Origin of the sequence: Paraglaciecola sp. L3A3, assembly GCF_009796765.1 — a bacterium.
GTDB lineage: Bacteria > Pseudomonadota > Gammaproteobacteria > Enterobacterales > Alteromonadaceae > Paraglaciecola.
In genome coordinates, this window is record NZ_CP047023.1 from 2,389,799 (window position 1) to 2,409,941 (window position 20,143).

Genomic DNA, 20,143 nt, shown 5'->3' on the forward strand with positions numbered 1-20,143 from the left:
AGTCATTATTTTTGTCTCAGCCTGTTATTATTTATAAAAATTATTTAATTAATATATTTACAGTCGCTTTTCTAGCTGTATCAAATGAAGCAGTAATATTTGCTTTTCCGGTTTTATTCTTACTTTGAACAATCAATAATGCTCGACCTTTATGGGTAGTGAGTTTATTGTTTTGGTGTTTTTGAATATTATCAGAAGCCCCATTATCTACGCCTAGATTGCTAAGTGCATCACTAATATTAAATTCTATCTGTTTATTTTTGTGATAAACGGAGAAGCCATTTTCATCGATAAGTTGAGCGGTAATAGTTGAGCGGTAATATGTGCAACATCATAATTATCTGCATTCAGCACAGGTTTATCGACAGACAATTTTACCGCCACAGGCTCGCCAGCCGTATTGATTTCATGGCTGTACTTTCCATTGACAGTTTTGGCTGTTAACTTTCCTTGGTTGAAAGGTACTGACCACTTCAGTATGTGATCTGGATTATCTTTTAAATAACGTACCCCTAAGGATTTATCGTTCAAAAATAGTTCAACCCCAGGCTGGTTGGTGTAAACCTCTACAGCGATATTTTCATTATTTGAATAATTCCAATGATGGTTAACTGATGGCCAGCCCCATTTAACTTGCTTCCAGTTTCCGGACTCTTTTTCAATAACTTTATCATCAACTACTTGATATGCAGAATCGGCTAGGGGTTGTGTAGTGATATATATATGAGGTTCGTCGCTCCAAATACTTTTCATCATGTGATAACTAGGTTTAGTAAACCCAGCAAAATCTAACATGCCAGAGCCGCTCCCTTTAGTGGGCCAATCTCCGTTTGATTCTCCAAGGTAATTAATACCCGTCCAGACAAAAATACCTGGAATATAAGCTTTGTCTAAAATGGTTTGCCATTCATGCCACTGCACCCAATTTTCTGTGCCCATAATCATTTTATTGGGGTAGTGTTGATGGCCCCTTTCATAAATGGACTGACGATAGCTATAACCAATAACGTCTAACACTTCAGCATAACCTGAAAAGTGGCTAACCGAAGGCGTGACTAAATTAGCGGTAATGGGGCGAGTGGTATCTACTTCTCGGGTCCACTTCGCTAAATTAGCTGCTGTTTTGGCTAATTCTGCGCCTTTTACGGCAGAGGCATTAAAACGTTTTTCGATTTCTGCTTGAGAGTAGGGGGGCTCATCCCAGTAGTAGTTATATTTCCCTGAATTGTTTTTATCCCAATAACCAGTAGCGCTAGTATATCTTGGGTAAGTCCATTCAATTTCATTACCTATACTCCATTGAAATATGGAAGGATGATTACGATCCCGATAAAGCATGGCCTTTAGATCACGCTCTGCCCACTTTGCAAAATATTGACTATAACTTTGGGTAATATAATCCAGTTCACTTGTTTGGTTAAAGTTTTTACGTTTGTCTTTACGGTTATCCCATTCATCAAACGCTTCAGCTTGAACTAAAAAGCCCATTTCATCGCACAGATCTAAGAATTCGGCAGACGCAGGATTATGTGCTGTTCTAATGGCGTTGACACCTGCGTCTTTTAAAGTTTGTAATCTACGTTTCCATACGCCTTTAGGCACGGCTGCCCCTACTAAGCCTCCGTCGTGATGAATGTTGACGCCTTTAATTTTCATAGACTTTCCGTTTAAGAAAAATCCTTGCTGTGGATCGTTAACGAAATACCTAAAGCCAGTGGAGACTGTATTGCTGTCTAATATGTTTCCGTTTTCTTTTAAACGGATGACCACTGAATAAAGAGTAGGGGAGTCAGGACTCCAAAGCTCAGGGTTGTTTACATCAAGTGTTTGGTTGATTTTAGTGCCGTCAGTGCTTGATACAGTGACGGGGTTTTCAACTGTCGTTAGGATATTACCTGCGGCATCTTTTAGTTCAGTTACTACCATTAATTTTTTGTTGGTAATGGCGTCATTTTGAATAGTGGTTTTAACTAACACAGTGGCCTGTGATTTACTGACATCAGGCGTGGTGACATAGCTACCCCAAATAGGAATGTGAGTCTTGTTAGTTGAAATTAATTTAACATTTCGATAAATACCTGAGCCTGTGTACCAGCGAGAGTCTACATAACGAGAATGATCTACAAAAACGGCAAGTACGTTTTTTTTACCATTAGTGTGTAAGTAGGGAGTTAAGTCATAATAAAAAGGCGCATAACCATAAGGTCGTTCACCTAAAAAATAGCCATTTACCCATACTTTAGAATGGTTATACACGCCATCAAACACTATCTGAGTCTTGTTACTGTCATTAGGTGTGGTGAATGTTTTTCGATACCAAGCTGTGCCACCGGGTAAATACCCAGTAGCACCGGCTCTACCTTGTTCAGCATAATCAGCTTCTATACTCCAATCGTGGGGTAATCGAACTTCGCGCCACTGGCTATCGTCATACTCAGCAAGATAGGCTGTATCATCAGCTGATAAACTGAATTTCCAAGCAAAATTAAAATCTATCTCCTGTCGTTGATTTTGCACTTGTTTATGCCATACCTGACTAGTGCAACTGACAATAAATATGCTGATAATCAGCAGTAAATATTTAACGGCATGAGACATTCTATTTCCTTAAGACAATATGCCTTTTACAATTTTACCGTGAACATCCGTTAGCCTGAATCTTCTACCCTGGTATTTGTAAGTCAACTGTTCATGATTAACCCCCATCAAATGTAATAATGTGGCATGAAAATCGTGAATATGTACCGGATCTTTAATAATGTTATAACCAAACTCATCGGTTTCACCGTAGACCCCTGGTTTAACGCCAGCGCCTGCCATCCACATAGTGAAACAGCCAGGATGATGATCTCGGCCATATCCAGTGTCTGTCAGTTTACCCTGAGAATAATTTGTTCGGCCAAATTCTCCGCCCCAAACCACTAAGGTGTCATCTAACAAACCTCTTTGTTTTAAGTCTTGTACTAAAGCGGCTGATGCTTGATCAGTATTTTTACATTGGTTTTTAATGCCACCTGGAAGGTAATCATGTTGATCCCATCCTTGATGAAATAACTGAGTAAATTTAACATTACGTTCAGCTAAACGTCTGGCTAATAAACAATTGGCGGCATAGGTGCCAGGGATCCTCGAATCAGGACCATACATATCAAACACCCAATCTGGTTCATCTGACATATCTGTGGCATCAGGGATGGAAGCTTGCATTCTCTCAGCCATGTCGTATTGAGCAACCCGAGATTGAATTTCTTGATCTTGCCATTGTTGATATTGTAAATCTTGTAGATTTTTGAAATGTTTAAATAGATCTCGTCTTGATGCAGTAGAAACCCCTTGAGGGTTATTTAAATACAAGACCGGCTCAGCTCCACCTCTAAATTGCACACCTTGGTGAATGGAAGGTAAAAAACCATTGCCCCACAATCGCGCGTATAAAGGTTGTCCGCCACCATTGCTCGATACCATTACAATGTAAGGAGGTAAGTTAGGATTATCAGAGCCTAAGGCATAATTCACCCAAGCGCCGATACTTGGGCGCCCGGCAATTGGAAAACCACTTTGCATGAAAGTAATAGCAGGATCATGGTTTATTGAGTCGGTATGCATAGAACGCACGATACATAAATCATCCACTATTTTCGCAGTATGAGGAAGTAACTCGCTGACCCAGGCTCCCGATTCGCCATGTTGCTTAAAATCATAAACACTACGAGCTAAAGGGAAAGAACTTTGTTGCGCACTCATACCAGTTAATACTTGTTCGCCACGTACTTCAGCAGGCAGTTCTTCACCATGACGTTTATCGAGCATAGGTTTATAGTCAAAGGTTTCCAGTTGTGACGGGCCGCCACTTTGGAATAAAAATATGACACGTTTAGCTTTAGCTTGAATATGCGGGCTACCAAGTAGCCCCCCTAAATCTTTAGCTTGTTGTGCCATGGCTAGATTAGGCATACCCGTTGCTAATGCTCCAGCGCCTAATAAACTGTGACGTAAAAAGTTTCTGCGATCCATAATATTATCCTCTACCTTTGCCTTAGCGTTTAATGACGGCTGCGTCGTGGTTCATTAAAATGTTTGTCACAGATGTCAATGCAGCAAGTTCTGCAGTGTTTTGTTGTTCAGTGACCTTACTGTCACCTACATCCAATAACTGAGTGACTTGCTCAGGAGTATTAGTAAAGTCAGCTAAAGTCTGTTGATACATTTGTTCAATAATCGTTAATTCTTGCTCTGAAGGAGTGCGGCTGGTGATCTTGCGATAAGCTTGGCGCAATATATCTTTGGGTAACTCATATTCAGTCATAAGTTGAGCCGACAAGACCTTAGAAGCTTCAATGATTTGTGGATCATTCAATAACGCTAATGCTTGCAAAGGTGTACTCGTTTCTTGTCTTGTGCCTACACTGTAACTTCTTGATGGTGAATCAAAAGCCATTAAGTTAGGTGGTGGTGCACTTCGTTTATATATGGTGTACATACTACGACGATATAAATCTTCCCCATGGCCTCTTTCATAGGTTTTATTGTTCATTTTCCATATGTCTTTAGGTTGATAGGGTCTGACACTTTCTCCGCCAATTTTATCGATTAATAAGTCACTGGCTGCTAGTGCGTTATCACGGATCATTTCGGCACTTAATCTGCCACTAGGGCCATAAGCATATAGACGATTTTCAGGGTCGATTTCCTTTATTTGTTGACTAGGTTTAGACGATTGTTGATAGGTTGCTGAAGATGCCATGAGTTTAATCATGTGTTTAACATCCCAACCTGATTCAATAAACTCAACGGCTAACCAATCTAATAATAAAGGGTGGGTCGGTAGTTCACCTTGGTTACCAAAGTCTTCAGGTGTTCTAACTAAACCTGTACCAAACATCAGCTGCCAATAACGGTTAACAATCACTCTAGCAACCAATGGATGTTTAGGTGCTGTTAGCCATTTAGCTAAGCCGAGCCTGTTTTTAGGCCAAGCAGGATCGTAAGGGTAGAAACGTTCAGGCACGCCTGGTGATACTTTTTCGCCATGATTAGCATAGCCACCTCTTTCTAATAAATAGGCCTGTCTTGGCTTGTCCATTTCTTTCATTACCATGACTTCTTGAAACTGTTCAATCATCTGGTTTTGTTGATGACGCAATGCTTGTAATTGATTAGATGTATTGATGTAGTCTTTGTTTACGGTTCGGTTAAATAAGGCTAATAACTCATCCATGTTTTGCGTAGCAGGCTGGCCTAAATAAGCGTTATGCATTTCGATTTGTGTCAAATCTCGGTTGTAAACTTTAAAGTTATCAACCAATACATTAGGCAGTCCTTTACTACGCCACCTAGCACCTACTTTTAGACCCATTTCATCTTTTACTGATGTTCTGGTATGTTCGATTTCTTTGTATAAATTATCTCTTTCAACAACAGTTTGGGCCAATTCGCCATTAATATACAATTTCACACCGCTGGCTTTAGATGAACCATCGTATGTTATCGCCACGTTAGTCCACTGCTCACGGATGACGGGTTGAACTGCATCTATCTTGATGGCGTTAAATGGGTAGTTGTGGGCAAAACGTACCATCCAATGCCCCTCTTCTATACCTAAATCAAAGCCTTTAAAGTTATATAAAATTCCGGCTTTGTTATAGTGAACAAGTACACCATCCTTTGCATCTTCAGGGATTTTTACATCTATGCTTAAACTAAAGGGTTTTGCTCTGTTATAGCCATTTAAAGTTGGGAAGAATAATATGTCGTCTCCGTTCAACTGGATGGCACTTCTGTTGGTATCTTTTATATGAACCAGTTCAGGGCCTTTGGTCTTTTTCGGTTTACCACCAAACATAACCTTACCCGACGCTTTTTTGTCTATTTTGTTATGTATGGTTTTTGTGCTGTCTTTTGAATCAAAATCAAACTGGGCGATGAGTGCATCGTCGCCCTTGTTACTGACAGTGCCATTATTTTTGTCAAGCCATTGCTTAAATTCAGGATTGACAGCTTTGAAAGATTTTAAGCTATTTTCTAATTCAATTACCTGCGCATTTAGCTGCTCTGTTGTTTGTTTTTGTTCCGCAGTAGGCAACATTAACGTAGGGACAGGCATATCATTTGGATCGTAGGATATTTGCCCTGACTCATCCAAGTTATTAAAAAATGCAAAGGTTGAATAATAATCTTTGGCACTAATTGGGTCGTATTTATGATCATGACATTGGGCACAGTGCATTGTCATACCTAATAAACCTGTGCCTATTGTTTGTACCCGGTCTTTTACATATTCAACTCTAAATTCTTCGTTGACTATGCCACCTTCACCATTTTGTGCATGCACCCGATTAAATGCTGTGGCCAATATTTGCTCTTGGGTAGCATTGGGTAATAAATCGCCAGCTACTTGCCAAGTGATAAATTCGTCAAAAGGACGATTTTGATTAAATGACTCAATCACCCAATCTCTGTAGGGGGACATATCACGATAAAAATCCATACTGTAGCCATGAGTGTCAGCAAAACGAGCTACGTCTAACCATTCAGTGGCTAACCTTTCTCCAAAAGCTGGAGAGGCGATTAACTTGTCAATTAATTCTGAGGTGGCCTTTGGACTGTCATTGTTTAGATATTCATCTAATTGCTCTGTACTAGGCGGCAAACCAGTTAAATCAAAACTAAGACGTCTGATTAGGCTTTCTTTATCTGCCTGGCTGTTAGCTTTTAGGTTTTTGTTTTCGATCTTTTTGCTAATAAAATGATCAATTTCATTGTTTGCCCATTCTGGCTCTTTAAGTGTCGGTAAATTAACTTTTTCTGGCGTGATTAAAGCCCAGTGTTTTTTATATTCAGCCCCTTGATTAATCCATTTTTTGATAATGGCTTTGTCTCTTGATGATAACGTTAGATGTGAATTAGGCGGTGGCATAATGACATTTTCATCATCAGACATCATACGCTGAAATGCTTCACTATCTTCGGCATTGCCAGGAATTAATGCGGGGACACCATTATCGGTAATGTGTTTGGTGGCATCTGCAAAATTAGATAATGTGAGTCCTGCTTTTGCGTTTGATTTGTCTGGCCCATGACAAAGATAACAAGTGTCAGATAATATAGGTTTAACATGAAAGTTAAAATCCACTACTTCAGGTAATGGTTCGGCAAAAGTTTGTTCTGGCTCTTGACTACAAGCTGTTAGTAACAGGCTAGTAGAAATTAGGCTTAATAAGTAAGTCGATTTCATTACACCCGCTCCAATTTAATTGGGTAACATTGGTTGGCGTTCCATTGCCCTACATATAAATTTTCATCGTCATCTACACACACAGCATGACAATGATTAAAGACATCATAGGTTGATTGCATGGGTTGTAATTGACCATTTTTATATACAGGTTGTGTACCACCTGGATTAGAAACAACTTTATTGTTTTTATCTAAAATGGTGATAAACCCAGAATTTGGCGTCATCTTATTATCGATATGCGACCAGCAAACAGGAGCGTAAAAGTTCTCCCCTTTAAATATCGGGCCACCCACATAAGCACCTGGTAATTCTATGGCCCCTAATAATTGACCATCTAGGCTGTATTTTTTGATTTGACGCTCAGCACGTGAACTCACTAACAAGTGGTGGTTATTTGGATCTCGGGTATCTACACCAATACCATGGGTATTTTTCAAATTTAAGTTTTTGTCTTGGTTAGCATGGCCACCCCAGTGGCGAATATATTTTCCATTGTGATCATAGTGAATGACGAAATCTGAACCATAACCATCTGTGACATACAAATCACCATTAGGGGCGATACAAATATCAGTAGGTTGATAACGCATTTCAGGGGTATATATCCCTAAAGTGACAGGGTGTCCTATGGTATAAACTAATTTGCCGTCTAAGGTCAGTTTGGCGATAAACCCACTTTGTCTATACCATTTATTTTTCCACTGATTGTCTGGACGATTTCTATCTAACACCCAGCCACAATCGACTATATAGATAAAGTCTTCACCGTTTTCTTTTGACAACTTGACCGAGTGGGCGCCAGGATATTGTGTACCCCAAGCATCAATTAACTTGCCATCTTGGTTGTAAATAATAAAGTTATTCACGTCACTATCTGTGACCATAACAATCCGGCCTTGGGAGTCAAAGTCTAATCCATGACAGTTTTCAACTGGCACTTTACTCGGATCTAAGTTGCCCCATAACATATTAACTTTGTATTTAAAGTCGCCATGACCAACAATTTTTCCATGAGCGAGATCACGGCCAGCTTTGGGTAATGGTTTCTTCTCAGGCTCATGGGCTTTGGATGAACTAGCCATACCCGCCATTAACAGGGTTGCACCTAAACTAGTGGATTTTTGCATAAAACTGCGTTTGCTTTGATTAATATGTTCCATAGTTTTAGGCCTCTTTATTTGGGGTTGAAGTGGGGACTGGTGCAATACCTTGAACAGTTATTTTTGATTTTTTCGAAAACTCATTTATTTGTTCAGCAGTGACATTGGTTTCACCTATGTACACTTTTTCAAGAGCATTGAAGGTGTTTAATATGGGAAGTACCGAATCATCCACATTCGATTTATACAAATTTAAATAACTAAGTTTAGATAAAGAGGAGAGGGCACTTACGCCTGAAGAACTTATTTTATTTCGTTCAAGTCTCAGTCTTAGTAAATTGGTTAATTTAGCAATCTCTGGTAATTGTTCATCAGTTACTTGATTATTACGTAAATTTAGAGAGACAACGTGTTCTTTTACAGCTAATAAGGCTTGAATAGCTGGATCTGTTAATGGCTGCCTTTTTACAGATAAGTCTAAATCTAAATAATGGTTAGTTTGAGACAAACGTTTAATAATAAAGCCTGTATCTTCTAAGGCTTGCTCTTGTTCTGCCGTGATAGGCTCGATTGGTACTAAGTTAAATCCATTGCTACTTAAACCAAACAGTTTATTGAGTATCTCTTTGTCTTGTTTGGCAATAGTAAATTCGGTCACATTACCTTCGGTTGGGGCGCCAGTTTGTATCCACCAAGCTATAGCTCTAGTTTGTTCATCGGTTAATGGAGTTTTACCTTCAGCCGGCATAAAGCCTTTTTTCTCGTGATCCATGGTAATACGTTGATACAGTTCACTTTGATTTAAATCATTAGCGACTATGGCTTTACCAGACTTACCACCCTTAAGTAATCCATTAATATTACTAAGGTTAAGTTTGCCCTTTTGTTTACTGTCGTTATGACAACTCACACAACGTTGTTGTAACATAGGTTCAATCACGTCTAGGTATACATCAGCCTGCTCTAGGGATGTTATTTTTCCTCGTGGAATGGCATGTTTTTCAAAGCCCAATATAGTACGTACTATGTTCGGTGCTTTATCTACCAGATAGGTTTCACCATGGGTCATATTCGCCCCATAATGACCAGTACTAAATAGCAAAAATAGTTGGCCGATAGATAAAATCCAAACGACTGTTTTAAGATGACTTTTAACGAATGTGAAATAAACAAAAGCGATGATAGCTGTGACGGCTGTAAGTATGCCAAAGGTGCGGTGAATAAATACCGCATCTACTGAATACCCTTCTCCTTGAGAAAGCATCCAGCCAAGAACACAAGCTGCTATTGCAGATATAGCACCCCAAAACCAAATGACATTGAGTAGTGGGTTACGTTGGTTTTGTTTGATAGAGGTATATATTTCAAGCAAGGCAGCTAACATCAAAATACCAACAGGCAAATGTAATACTAGAACATGAAAGCGGCCGAAAAATTGGATAATGTCCATAAATGATAATAGTTGTTTAATTATGTAAATTATTTTAAGTAAAATTTAACAACTAAGGTAGGGTGAAACTTGATGCCTTTTTGTGTATTATTGATAATTATGTACTTAAAGTTAATGATTTTATGATTCCAGATAGATATGAGACAGGTTCGGGTGGTTTTGTTTGGGAAAACCTAATGCCTGATGAAGTGTTCAGTTTGACTCAATTTCATGTTTTTGCCGCGTTTGATATGCGCATGGGTGAAGAATGGGCTGGCAGTGAGTTTATTAATCATTATAACCGACTTTATTATGTTAGGGCTGGAGAAGGAGTTTTAAAATTTAAAGATAAAGAAATCCAATTAAAACCAGGGCACATGTATCTGATCCCCGCCTATCAACTAGTATCACATTCTTGTGTGGGTGAAATTGATTTTGTGTGGGTACATTTTCAAGCTCAAATAGATACCGGCCTGGATTTATTTATGCTTTACGGCGAATCTACGGCCATAGATTGTTCGGCCTTACTTGGTATAGAGGATTTTTTTTTACAGTTAGTTTCTTTGTGTAAATCAGATAGTCCAAGAACAACTTTTGCTCGGACACGTGTGTTGTTGTCATTGTTAGATCCCCTGATGCAAGAATTTGAGCGCACAAACAAAGGGCTACATACCTTTCGTCATCAATCTCTATTACCCGCATTAGCTTTAATTAATGAAAACGTAGTGAATGCGCCAGATGTGAAAGATATGGCTGAAGCGGCCAACTTTACTCCAGAACATTTTTCTCGTAAGTTTAAAGCCGCTTTTAATATATCGCCGAAACGATATATTCTACAAAAACGTATCGCACTAGCTAAACAAAAACTGTTGCTGGCTAATGTCAATGTTGAACAGATTGCTGAGCAATGTGGCTTTTGCGATATTTTCTACTTTTCTAGGGTATTTAAACAAGAGATAGGTTTATCTCCTAGTGCTTTCAGAAAAGAGTATTTAATTGCTAATAAATAAACTAAGGTTAGTATTTTACTCTTTATAAACGTTTTAAGCTTGTCTTTCACTGAGCTTTTTTTGAGAGTAAAACCTTGATTTTTTATTTAATTATTGGAAATAACAGAATACAATGAAAAAATATTTACATTGTATTAACGCCTTGGCTGCTAAGAAGTTTATGGATAATCTCGCAGAACAAAATCGATGGAAAAGGTATTTTAAAGCTACTTTTTTAACGGTATTTATAAGTACTCTCTTTTTTAGCAAAATAGTTTCTGCGAAACAATACCAGTTGCAGTTGTTAACTAATTTTAATGAACTAAATAAAGAGCAAGATGATTTAGTCTGGCTAGAGCCAATTCTTTCCCCGGCTAAAGACGAACAAATATTTGTGGCCAATGATCAAGGTTATATTTATTTATTAGATAAAAGTAATTCAAATAAGCAAAAGTTAGCTTTAAACATAAATACAAGTACCAATAAAAGCGCTGCTATTCGCCTTTCATCAATTACATTACATCCCAGCTTTATTCGTCCTGAAGAGTTAGGTTATGCCACTTTATACACTGCACACAACGCTAAATTGATTCAGCCAAAACAACATGCAGTATCTCTACCAGACAATATTGAGACTGTTTTTTATTATGAAACGGTTATTACTGCTTGGCAATATGATTTTGATAAACAAGAAATTGATATTCATTCTGCAAGAGAAATACTCAGTATTCCTATTAAAAGTTTAGATGAAGGAATTAACAGACTTTCATTTGATCCCTATCAAAAGTCATGGGGTAGGGATTATGGTCAATTATATTTTTCTTTAAACGCATCATACGAACTGAAACATTACCCTTTATATTCGGGCTCAATTTTACGTATTCATCCTCAAGATTTTGGTGATAGTCATTACACTATCCCTTCGGATAATCCTTTTATCAAAGACACAAAAATAAATGACGAAATAGTGGTGACGGGTTTAGACAAGATCGAACAATACTTTTGGGTTAAGAATAAACAGGGAGAAATCTTTGTACAGCATCATAATAATGAGCAGTATTGGTTGAGTAAATTGCAACTAGGGGATAATTATTTGGCAGACTCTGCGCAAAATCACCTAAAACAGCAAGATGATGTGATGCCTACAATTTTGCTTTATCAGGGGCGTCAATTTTTAACCCTTAAAAATCATTTTATATTTTTGTCTTCTTATGATGGTAAATGGTTGTTGAATTATTCGTCGATAAACAATAATGAACCAGCATTAAGTGCAGAAATTCTTACAACAAATAATTTACTGACACCTGCCTTTGTTGATCTTGAACAAGATGAAAATAGTCACATATTTATTTTTGATATGAAAAATGCAAGTTTATATATCTTACAAGAACCCCAAGAAAAACTGCTTGATCCTGCTATTCCTAGCCAAGTAGAGAGTGATACAGGCACTAGAAATTACCTTTTGTATATAATCTTGGTAGCTGTTCTGCTGTTTGTAGTTTTGATTTATGGAAAAAGTAGGAATAATAAAAATGGCGTTAACAAGCTAGAGAAGAACTTGTTTCGTTTAAAATATGAATCCAGTTCAAACAAAATTTTTCTCTATCTATCAGAGCAACGAGAGCCTATAAAATCTATAGATCTAACTGCTATAACCGGATGTGAAGTCTTGTTAAATCATCAGGTTATTGCCATGGTTAATGGTCAAGCAGAACACATTTTTAGTAATGCAATTGAACAAGATTTAAGAGAGTTATTTGCTGAAGAACATTTTGAAAAAATGCTAGATTGTAAAACTAGAACAATCGAACTCATTTTGACGACTAAAAAAGAAAAAGTCACTGCATGTCTCTATTTTAGAAAAGGAAAACGTAGAACCACCGGTGCAAAGTATCCTGATGTAATTGATATTATTATGGATTTTTGTTGGCAACTGTCTCGCCAAATCAATCCCAATAATACTGAAGAACGCTCGGTTACTTTATCTGAAAAAATCTACCAGACGCCCAGGTATATTGTAACTCCTACAAAACCGCAATTTAGTCGTCATAACTCACAAGACAAGATTTCAGTTGACCCCAACATATCGCCTTTGGCACAAGATAAACCCACAGATAAGGATGATATTACAGCTGAAATAATATCAACTGAAGTGGTTGATGCCTTAGAAAAGTTAGCGAATTTACATCAACAAGGCTTGTTAACTGATGAAGAGTTTACTGTGGCCAAATCTAAATTATTACAATAATACCAACTCCATTAATACTAAAAAGCCAGCATAATAGCTGGCTTTTTTATGCTAAAAAGATGTCGTTTAACGTTTGGTTTTATTGATCACGCTCTCGATAATCTTTTTATGTTTGCTCAGCATTTCAGGATTACTGTTGGCTAAATTGTGTTGCTCTGCCATGTCGTCAACCAAGTAATATAGTTGCTCACTAGATTGGAAACCTCCTTCAATATTTTTGTTATCACGGATCCAATCATTCGTACCTTTTGAAGGTGTAATATATTTCCAGTCTCCAACACGTATAGACAGAGTATAAGACTCTTCGACTAATTGTGTACGTCCAGTTTGAGTATGATCTAACCAAGCGGCAGTATGGATTTCACTGTCGATAGCTTCATTGTCAGCCATAGGAATATTCAACATATTGGCAACAGATGCATATACATCAATTTGACTCATTAATGCGTCACTTACACCAGGTTTAACTTTATTTGGGTAGTGCACGATAGTTGGCATACGAGTCCCTGCTTCATAAGCACTATATTTGCCACCTCTAAAAGGCCCTGCAGGTTTATGCTCACCTAATAATTGAATCGCTTCATCATCATAACCATCAGTTAATACTGGACCATTGTCGCTGGTGAATATAATTAAGGTGTTATCAAGTATCCCTTGCTCTTTTAATTGATTGACAACTTGGCCTGTTATCCAATCCATTTGCACAATAGCGTCACCGCGAACTCCCATGCTGCTTTTACCTTGGAAACGTTTGTTGGGTAAACGTGGCACATGAATGTCGTGGAAAGAAAAGAATAAGAAGAAGGGGTTGTTTTTATTATCTGCAATAAAAGTATTGGCTTTGTTAGTAAACACAGAATAAAACTCTTCGTCTTTCCATTCAGCTGATTTTCCTCCTTGCATATATCCAATACGACTGATGCCATTAACGATAGTGTCAGCATGCTGATTATCTGCAGGTTGGCGTAATAATTCAGGGTGTTCACGACCCACTGGACGGTTACCTATCTTTTTTACGTAACTTACACTTAACGGATCATCAACTGATAAGTTTTGTACTGTATGATTCTCTAAATAAACTGAAGGTACACGATCGCCAGTAGCAGGCAATAAGAAACTATAGTCAAAACCTATCTCTAGAGGACCTGGTTTAATGTCTTTGTTCCAGTCGATTGGTTTAATGCCATCACCTAGCCCTAGATGCCATTTACCAATTACAGCGGTTTTATAACCGACCTTTTTAACTAAAGACGCTAGAGTAGGTTGGCCTGGATCAATTAACATTTTAGCATCACCTTCAAGAACTTTAGCTTTTTTACGGAATGCGTGTTCACCAGTTAACAAGGAATAACGAGAAGGGGTACAGGTTGCTGCCGAACTATGGGAATCAGTAAAACGGATGCCATTGGCAGCTAAGGCATCAACATTGGGTGTTTTTACACCTTTGGCACCATAAACGCCTAAGTCACCGTAACCGAGATCGTCTACATAAAAGATGACTATATTGGGTTTATCTGCGTTTTGATTTGAAACCATCGTTTCGCTAGTTGTAGTATTACAGGCACTTAAAATGGCACCTGTAATTAAAGCTAACAATGGTTTTTGCATTTTTATATTCATAGTGTTCCTTAGTGTTTTCTATACCTATATTTGAGCTGTTATGTATAAATCATGTTTAAATTAAATGAAGGCAACCTAGTTTTAACTGTTCAAAAGGTTACCTTAGTAAAAAGAGCAATAATGATTATTTTAGTGATAGGGTAAAGCTGTATTGATAATTCCCAGCAGGCACTTGATATTTTTTAATTGGTGCTGCTTTTGGACTCCAACTATCAATACCACCAATTCCTGCTTGAATTAGATCAATGTTCACCGTGTTAAAACTATTTTCGATTAAATCATAAGTATGTGCACTGCTATCTAAATTTTCGGCGGTCCAGGGCCATACCGACATGCTTAAGGCTTGCTGACCATCCACTTTAAAGGTGACGCCTTGAGAATTGGTTAAGGATAACCAATCAATATCAGTGCGGTTACCACTTTCTTGGGGACGAACATATTGATAAGCAAAGCTATCAACCGTGCCAGAATACAAGCCTAAGTCAGCGCCTTGATTTCTGTCACTGTAATTTTCAAAAGGACCACGCCCATAAAATGACATATCGGCAAACGCTGCATTCACACCTGTGGTCATTCCCACTCGTAATAAAGAAGGTAATGATTTATCGGCATCTAGCTTCATGGTAACGTTTATTTCACCGTTGGCTAAGATTGTATAATTTGTATTGACTACAATCTTATTAGTATGGTTATGAACTGTTTTAATACTGACAGTATTATTTACTGATTCTATATTAAAACTGACCAGCTTCATCGACTCAGAAGCCGCTTTCCAAATAGCCATATTAGTATCGGTTTTCCAACCCAGTCTGTCATTATCAGTTTGTGGACGATAAAAATTAGCTTTTAAAGGTTGACTGATAACATTTTGGTTCTTGAAGTTGTATTCAGTTAGGTAGCCCGTTTGATTACTAAAGGTGGTAGAAAAATCCTGTCCTCGAATGATAGCGAGATCACCCTTACTGGATACATTTAATTGACCACTCACTTTGTTCGGTTTAGCGGTTTTGCTAAAGGGCAAAACAAATTGTTGTTTGGCTATTTCATGACCTGCTACAGCCCATAGCTCATCTCTTGTAGTACGTAAACTAAGGTTCAGTGCGTATTGTGCACCAGCTTGAATATTGGGCTTATTAAAAGGTACTTTAATGGATTCAGTTTGCTCTGGGGCAATATCGATATCAGCGATATTACCGCTTTCAATAACATGACCATTTTCAGTCACTGTCCAGTGAAATGCATATTCATTTAAATTAACAAAGTCATGTCTGTTCTTAACCGTTATTTCGCCTTTATTTACTTGCAGGGCTGAAAACTTAACAGGTTGGAATACATACTTTGCTTCCCACATTTGTGGTTTAGGTTGACGATACGAATCGACTATGCCATTTAAACAAAAATTAGAGTCATTAGGCGTATCGCCAAAATCGCCACCATAGGCTAAGTAGGTTTCGCCTTTATCGTTTTGTGTTTCTAACCCTTGGTCAATCCAATCCCAAATATAGCCGCCAATGACATTTTTTCGCTCTCGTACTATGTCCCAATACTCAGCTAAGTTACCTAACGAGTTACCCATAGCGTGAGCGTACTCACACATTAAAATAGGACGATTAATGTAAGGGCTATCACTCAGTCCTATTAGATCATCTAAATTTGGATACATACGACTTATCACATCAACAAATTTTGGATCTGTCGGGTTTGCCAAAGGAGTATGATAAAGTTTAGCTTCTTCTTTGGTTGTCCAGCGAGTGGATAAACCGACATATTTGGGGTGGTTAGGATCGCCTTGCGCACCTTCATAATGAATAAAACGTGTGGGGTCATAATCTTTTATCCAACCAGCAGCCGCGGCAAAATTAGGTCCAGTACCTGATTCATTACCCATAGACCATGAAATGATAGATGGGTGGTTTTTGTCTCGTTCAACCATACGTTGGATTCGATTGGTCATGGCATGATTCCATTCAGGAAGGTTAGCCAATAACCCACCCACACCATGAGATTCAATGTTAGCTTCGTCCATCACGTAAATACCATATTCATCGGCAAGTTCGTAGAAATAGGGATCGTTAGGGTAATGAGAGGTACGAACAGAATTAAAATTAAACTGCTTCATTAAAATAATATCGTCGCGTAAATTCTCTCGAGATAAAGCTTTACCTTTTTTGGCATCATGGTCGTGGCGATTTACCCCGATAATCTCAACACTTTCACCATTAATTAACAATTGCCCTGCATCATTGATTTTAACATCCCTAAAACCAATTCGATTGCTACGGGTTTCTACGAGTTTTCCTTTGTTATCAATGAGCGATAACACTAAAGTATATAGGTAGGGGGTTTCTGCAGACCACAAGTTAGGTTGTTTTACTGTGGTGGATAATAAGCCGAACTTGAAATTATCTCTTTGTGGATAGATCACTCGAGCTGGTAAGCTAGCATCGACTAGCATGTTTGTATTTTCAACTGGTTTTAAATCAGCATCAAACAGTTCTGCTTTGATCGACCAACCTTTTAAGTTTTTCCGCTCAATATTGGATAACTTAGGGTTAATTTCTAATACTGCGGAATCGTAACTATCATTAAGTTTGGTTTTTACAAAAAAGTCATTGATGGCTATTTTAGGTTGAGCCATTAACATGACTTCTCTGTGTATACCACTAATGCGCCAGTGATCTTGATCTTCTAAATAACTGCCATCACTCCAACGCATCACTTGTATAGCAAGTTTGTTTGACCCAGTTTTAATATATTCTGTAATATCGAATTCTGAAGGCAGACGACTACCTTGTGCGTAACCAACCTTTTCTCCATTTACCCATAAATAATAAGCAGATGTGACACCACCAAAATGAATAATAATTTGTTGCTCTTGCCAAGCTTTAGGCACAGAGAATTCTTTGATATAGGAACCAACAGGATTGGCTCTGGTAATTAATGGGGGAACAATTTCATTGACGTTTTCAAACATTGGGTAAGTATTGTTGGTATAAATTGGGATTCCGTAACCTTGTAATTCCCAGTTTGAAGGCACAACTGTATCTTGCCACTTTGAGTGATCAAAATTAGTTTGATAAAAATCTGTGGGCCGGTCTTTACTGTCAGCAACAAAATTAAACTTCCAAGTTCCGTTTAAGGATTGAATAGTAGATTGGTTTCTATCTCTGGTTAAAGCTTGATCAATATTATCAAATGAATAAGAAGTGGCTCTTGCGGGCATTCGATTCACTTGGATAACTTCTGGATTTTCCCAATCATTCGCTGCCTTAACGATAGGACTAACTAAACTCACACAAATTGTGGCGATAGTCACTATTAAGGCTTTTTGTTTATAGACAGGTTTAATTAAACGCATTATTTTCTCTATTTTATAAACATTTAAGAAACATAAATGATATATTTTACTAGCATTTATTGCTAAAGTTTTGGTTTCATATTTGATTTAGATTATAACAAATAGATAAAAACAACAATGAATTTCACGAATACACAAAGAGAGAACCATGAATAAAATAAACAGATATTGCTTAGCTTTAGACTTACAAAATGATGAAAAATTGATTGCAGAATATATTGAATATCATAAGCCTGAACACGCTTGGCCGCAGATTACCACAAATATGAAAGAGTTAGGCATTTTGGATATGGAGATTTACCATTTAGGTGACCGATTAGTGATGATAATGGAAACTACAGAAGACTTTGATCCAAATGAACCACCCAAAACTGAACAAGGACGTAAAGAAAGTGATGAGTGGGAACAATTGATGTGGAAATATCAGAAGCCTTTAAAATGGGCGAAAGATGGAGAGAAATGGGTCAGGATGAATAAAATTTATGACTTAAAAGACGCTTTAAATTAATTTTCAGTAAAAGGGTGGTGGTTGTGTTTTATCATTTTTACACAAATACCTGTCAATTAATGCCATTGTTATTATAGTGTTAAATATAGTTAACTATATATAACCAATTCAATGTCTTTGAATTTCAAAACTGTATATAAGGTGTAAACTAGTGAAAACAACAGCCCTTCTATTTGTCACTGCTTCCATGACTCTTGGTTGCACAACTCCAGATAACAAAGCTTCTATAAACTCTTTGGTAAATCCACCTATTAAAGAGTATCAGGCTACCTGGGATTCGGTGAAAACCCACAAAACTCCTGATTGGTTTGTGGATGCCAAGTTTGGCATATATTTTCATTGGGGACCTTATACAGTACCGGCCCATGAAACAGAATGGTACTCAATTTGGATGTATCGTGAAGGTCATCCTATTCGTAAATATCATGAAGAAACATACGGCTCGTTAGATAAGTTTGGTTATAAAGACTTTATTCCTATGTTTACTGCTGAAAAATTTGATCCAAACGAATGGGCTAAATTATTTAAAGACGCGGGCGCCCAGTTTGCAGGGCCGGTAACAGAACATGCTGATGGTTTTGCTATGTGGGATAGTGAGTTGACCAAATGGAATGCAGCTGACATGGGCCCGAAAAGAGATATTGTAGGTGAAATGGCCAAAGCTATTCGTGCCCAAGACATGAAGTTTATCGCTACTTTTCATCATCAATGGAAATATGCTTGGTATCCAACCTGGGATGAAAATACTGATACCTCAAATCCAGAATATGCAGAGTTATATGGTCCAAAAGTACCCAAGGGTACATTTAACTTCAAACATATGACCGAAGCTGATCCTTTGCCTGACGATAAATTTAATCAACAATGGTTGGATAAAATTATCGAAGTGGTTGATAAGTATGATCCTGATCTGGTGTATTTTGACAATAAGATGAACATCATTGATGAAAAGAAACGTCTGGAGTTTTTGTCTTATTACTACAACCAAGCAGCCAAAAAACAACAAGATGTTGTGGTTACCTATAAATTTAATGATCTTGAAGAAGGTAGCGCTGTATTGGATTTGGAGCGTGCTCGAATGAGTGAGAAAAAAGAATTCCCTTGGTTAACTGATGATTCAATTGATTGGGATTCTTGGACTCATGTGGCGAATCCAAATTATAAATCGGCTAATAGACTGATAGATTTTTTAGTGGATGTAGTCAGTAAAAATGGCGGCGTACTGTTAAATATTACCCCTACGGCAAAAGGTGAAATACCACAGCCCGTTAGAGATAGGTTATTAGCAATTGGTAAATGGTTAAAAGTGAATGGTGAAGCTATATATGGCACTAAACCTTGGACTATATATGGAGAAGGTCCGGCCGAGGTGATTGAAGGTCATTTAAGTGAACATAAAAATAAAGATAATACTGAAAAAGATATTCGTTTCACCACTCAAGGAAAAACCCTGTACGCTACTGTTATGGATTGGCCCACTGAGCAAATACATATTCGTGCTGTCACTTTAGATAAATTGAAAGTAGAAAACATTAGTTTGTTGGGCAGTACTGAAACTATTCAATGGAAACAAAATGCCAACGGTTTAAAGATCCAAGCTCCAAAAGTTAAAACCGGTGAACATGCATTTGTATTTAAAATAAACCAGTAAACA

12 protein-coding genes are annotated in these 20,143 nt (G+C 37.7%); 4 read left to right on the forward strand and 8 right to left on the reverse strand.

From position 1 onward, the window contains the following. Positions 1-40 precede the first annotated feature (40 nt). From GQR87_RS22640 to GQR87_RS10045, 6 genes are read right to left on the reverse strand one after another with little or no spacing between them, the layout of a single operon-like run. Entirely contained in the window at positions 41-307 is a 267-nt protein-coding gene (locus GQR87_RS22640) for a hypothetical protein (RefSeq protein WP_199271748.1), read from the reverse strand. After that, positions 247-2,598, reverse strand: coding sequence for a glycoside hydrolase family 2 TIM barrel-domain containing protein (locus GQR87_RS10025; RefSeq protein WP_199271714.1), 2,352 nt, complete (start codon positions 2,596-2,598; stop codon positions 247-249). Before GQR87_RS10025 ends, GQR87_RS22640 begins: the two co-directional genes overlap by 61 nt. A 9-nt stretch (positions 2,599-2,607) precedes the next feature. Next, complete coding sequence (locus tag GQR87_RS10030) at positions 2,608-4,014, reverse strand: DUF1501 domain-containing protein (protein ID WP_233267448.1); 1,407 nt, start codon at positions 4,012-4,014, stop codon at positions 2,608-2,610. Between the two features lie 22 nt (positions 4,015-4,036). Further along, positions 4,037-7,234: a DUF1553 domain-containing protein gene (locus GQR87_RS10035; protein WP_158968938.1), complete on the reverse strand. Its 3,198-nt coding sequence runs from the start codon at positions 7,232-7,234 to the stop codon at positions 4,037-4,039. Continuing rightward, positions 7,234-8,397, reverse strand: coding sequence for a 6-bladed beta-propeller (locus tag GQR87_RS10040; RefSeq protein WP_158968940.1), 1,164 nt, complete (start codon positions 8,395-8,397; stop codon positions 7,234-7,236). Before GQR87_RS10040 ends, GQR87_RS10035 begins: the two co-directional genes overlap by 1 nt. Before the next feature lie 4 nt (positions 8,398-8,401). Further along, a complete protein-coding gene (locus GQR87_RS10045) occupies positions 8,402-9,787 on the reverse strand; it encodes a c-type cytochrome domain-containing protein (protein ID WP_158968942.1) in 1,386 nt (461 codons plus the stop codon). A 122-nt stretch (positions 9,788-9,909) separates the two neighbouring features. On the opposite strand from GQR87_RS10045, the gene GQR87_RS10050 reads away from it, so the two are divergent. Together GQR87_RS10050 and GQR87_RS10055 are read left to right on the forward strand one after the other, a co-directional pair. After that, on the forward strand, positions 9,910-10,776 hold the full coding sequence (locus GQR87_RS10050; protein WP_158968944.1) for an AraC family transcriptional regulator: 867 nt from the start codon (positions 9,910-9,912) through the stop codon (positions 10,774-10,776). Between the two features lie 112 nt (positions 10,777-10,888). Further along, positions 10,889-13,003 (forward strand): SHOCT domain-containing protein, encoded by a 2,115-nt coding sequence (locus GQR87_RS10055; RefSeq protein WP_158968946.1) that lies wholly within the window; start codon positions 10,889-10,891, stop codon positions 13,001-13,003. Positions 13,004-13,069: 66 nt separating this feature from the next. Here GQR87_RS10055 and GQR87_RS10060 read toward each other — a convergent pair whose 3' ends face one another. Both GQR87_RS10060 and GQR87_RS10065 read right to left on the reverse strand, forming a co-directional pair. Beyond that, positions 13,070-14,623, reverse strand: coding sequence for an arylsulfatase (locus tag GQR87_RS10060; RefSeq protein WP_158968948.1), 1,554 nt, complete (start codon positions 14,621-14,623; stop codon positions 13,070-13,072). A gap of 124 nt (positions 14,624-14,747) precedes the next feature. Next, complete coding sequence (locus tag GQR87_RS10065) at positions 14,748-17,981, reverse strand: glycoside hydrolase family 2 TIM barrel-domain containing protein (RefSeq protein ID WP_158968950.1); 3,234 nt, start codon at positions 17,979-17,981, stop codon at positions 14,748-14,750. 148 nt (positions 17,982-18,129) lie between these two features. Between GQR87_RS10065 and GQR87_RS10070 the strand changes: the two genes are divergently transcribed. Together GQR87_RS10070 and GQR87_RS10075 are read left to right on the forward strand one after the other, a co-directional pair. Then, a complete protein-coding gene (locus GQR87_RS10070) occupies positions 18,130-18,489 on the forward strand; it encodes an L-rhamnose mutarotase (RefSeq protein ID WP_158968952.1) in 360 nt (119 codons plus the stop codon). A 151-nt stretch (positions 18,490-18,640) separates the two neighbouring features. Continuing rightward, complete coding sequence (locus GQR87_RS10075; RefSeq protein ID WP_233267449.1) at positions 18,641-20,140, forward strand: alpha-L-fucosidase; 1,500 nt, start codon at positions 18,641-18,643, stop codon at positions 20,138-20,140. Positions 20,141-20,143 lie beyond the last annotated feature (3 nt).

Bases quoted from the DNA above. Each gene is read 5' to 3' on its own strand.
- GQR87_RS10070 (WP_158968952.1), top strand. From the start codon at position 18,130: ATGAATAAAATAAACAGATATTGCTTAGCTTTAGACTTACAAAATGAT.
- GQR87_RS10035 (WP_158968938.1), bottom strand. From the start codon at position 7,234: ATGAAATCGACTTACTTATTAAGCCTAATTTCTACTAGCCTGTTACTA.
- GQR87_RS10065 (WP_158968950.1), bottom strand. From the start codon at position 17,981: ATGCGTTTAATTAAACCTGTCTATAAACAAAAAGCCTTAATAGTGACT.
- GQR87_RS10060 (WP_158968948.1), bottom strand. From the start codon at position 14,623: ATGAATATAAAAATGCAAAAACCATTGTTAGCTTTAATTACAGGTGCC.
- GQR87_RS10045 (WP_158968942.1), bottom strand. From the start codon at position 9,787: ATGGACATTATCCAATTTTTCGGCCGCTTTCATGTTCTAGTATTACAT.
- GQR87_RS10055 (WP_158968946.1), top strand. From the start codon at position 10,889: ATGAAAAAATATTTACATTGTATTAACGCCTTGGCTGCTAAGAAGTTT.
- GQR87_RS10040 (WP_158968940.1), bottom strand. From the start codon at position 8,397: ATGGAACATATTAATCAAAGCAAACGCAGTTTTATGCAAAAATCCACT.
- GQR87_RS10030 (WP_233267448.1), bottom strand. From the start codon at position 4,014: ATGGATCGCAGAAACTTTTTACGTCACAGTTTATTAGGCGCTGGAGCA.
- GQR87_RS10050 (WP_158968944.1), top strand. From the start codon at position 9,910: ATGATTCCAGATAGATATGAGACAGGTTCGGGTGGTTTTGTTTGGGAA.
- GQR87_RS10025 (WP_199271714.1), bottom strand. From the start codon at position 2,598: ATGTCTCATGCCGTTAAATATTTACTGCTGATTATCAGCATATTTATT.